At 55.7% G+C, this 1,681-nt stretch carries 3 protein-coding genes; all 3 read left to right on the forward strand.

Annotation, left to right across the window (positions count from 1 at the left end; translation table 11 throughout):
• Window positions 1–205 (forward strand): hypothetical protein (locus tag AC04L7_RS18170; protein ID WP_475513629.1); only part of this gene is annotated, 205 nt, incomplete at its 5' end.
• Window positions 206–289: 84 nt separating this feature from the next.
• Window positions 290–1,195 (forward strand): AAA family ATPase, encoded by a 906-nt coding sequence (locus AC04L7_RS18175; RefSeq protein ID WP_435996239.1) that lies wholly within the window; start codon window positions 290–292, stop codon window positions 1,193–1,195.
• Between the two features lie 161 nt (window positions 1,196–1,356).
• Window positions 1,357–1,681: TniQ family protein (locus AC04L7_RS18180; protein WP_475513630.1), on the forward strand; the 325-nt coding region annotated here is incomplete at its 3' end.

Below are 1,681 nucleotides of genomic sequence, written 5' to 3' on the forward strand. Positions count from 1 at the left end.
GTGCTACGCACCGACCGCGCGTAGGCTAAGCCGGGAGGTTAAGAGGCTACTTCGGAAGCAGCTCCACGACAGAATCGAGCAAGCCAAGACGAACAGTTTGGCTAAGGTTGATGATGCGATCCGTCCGAAGAAGACAAAAACGGAAAAGAAGGAAAAGACACGTAAGCCCGATTTGGAAGGCCCTCTGTTTGACAGTGAGGGCTGAGACATGGCGCTTACACTCCATCCGCACTATGTTGGCCCAAGAAGGCGGCTTGTCGCGGCGATGGACGGTCTTAGGCCGGGCCGTATGATATTCATCGTCGGTCCCAGTGGTGTCGGCAAGACCACGCTTCGCCATTCTGTTATGCGGGAAGTCTATGGACACCCAAGGAACTGGCCGAAAGGCAAGATCCCCGCTATCGAATGTAACGCACGACTTCAAACGGAATCCTATTTCAGCTCTTTCTCCCTTGCGAAGTCCTTGCTTAGGCAATTGCGTGTTCCCACAGTGCGGTGGTTTGAAATTGACGGAAAGTCGACCCTTCCGCCGGATGTGCTGAAAGGGCTGGAGGCGGCAGGAGACTGGTGGAGTGCCAGGGAAGGTCGAAAGCTAACCGAGTCGGACACATGGGATTGTGTCGAACAGATGCTTCGAGCAAGAGCATGCAACGTAATATCAATTGACCAAGCGAACTCTTTTCTGAAGAATCGGGCGAACAAGCGGCCGACTGATCACACGCTGCATCTGATGGCGTTTGCAGAGGATGCCAACGTAAGCTTCGTCATGACCGGCGTCCCGGAAGTAGTGAAGATGTGGTCTATTCACTCTGAGCTGCGGCGCCGAGTAGATATCATCTGGGTGCCGCCATACAGTGAGAGAAGGCCAGAGGACAGACAAGCCTTCGCGACGCTGATCCGCTCGAGAGCCTCTCACTACAAGGGCTGCGACGTGCGAGCGTTGCTGCGCTCCGATGCGGAAGTGCTTGCAGCGACCGGGGGCGTTATCGGAGAACTAGACAAGCTTCTAGAGCGTGCGGCGATGCTCGCTTCGGAAGAGGGTGGCGGAGGAATAGGGTGGTCCCATGTAGAGCGCTCGATTTGCTCGCAGAGCGACCTCGAAACCATTTGGAACGACATCCACATGTTTGAGAAGGCTATGGCCGCTGGTTCGGTTGCTGCCCGGTCATCTCAGATCAAGGAGCTATGGGAGTGAAGAGTCCAGTGCTAGGAAACTCTTGGACGCCACTACCTCCCATTGAGCTTCATGGCCTCGGCACGAGTGCCGTTGAGTCGCTCGATCATTACTTGGCGAGGCTCGTATGGACTGTCGGGACTCGGGCGTGCGATATCTTGGAGGGCTGGCATGTCAGCGGCATGCCCCCTGTCTCGGCGATATGTGGCCCAGGGTATGTGTACTTGTCATCCATAGCTGATCTCAAGAGAGTCACCGGCGTCGAGAGTTTGCATTGCGGCACCGTATACAACCTGGGGAGGGTCACTGAGCGGGGACTAAGGGGCTTAGCTCAAAGAGAAAGACGCTGGTGTCCTTTGTGTTTGAACGACTGGAATCACGAAACCTCTTATGAAATGTTGGCATGGCATTTTCATCTTGTGACCCGCTGTCCGTTGCATGACTGCATTCTCCGTGGAAGGTGCCAGAGGTGCGGCCGCCCGCAGCGTAGAAGGACCTCGTACGCAC

The sequence above is a fragment of the Pseudoxanthomonas sp. LjRoot204_2 genome, from assembly GCF_056175765.1.

Excerpts from the sequence above, each read along its gene's own strand:
- AC04L7_RS18175 (WP_435996239.1), top strand. The coding sequence starts at position 290 with ATGATATTCATCGTCGGTCCCAGTGGTGTCGGCAAGACCACGCTTCGC.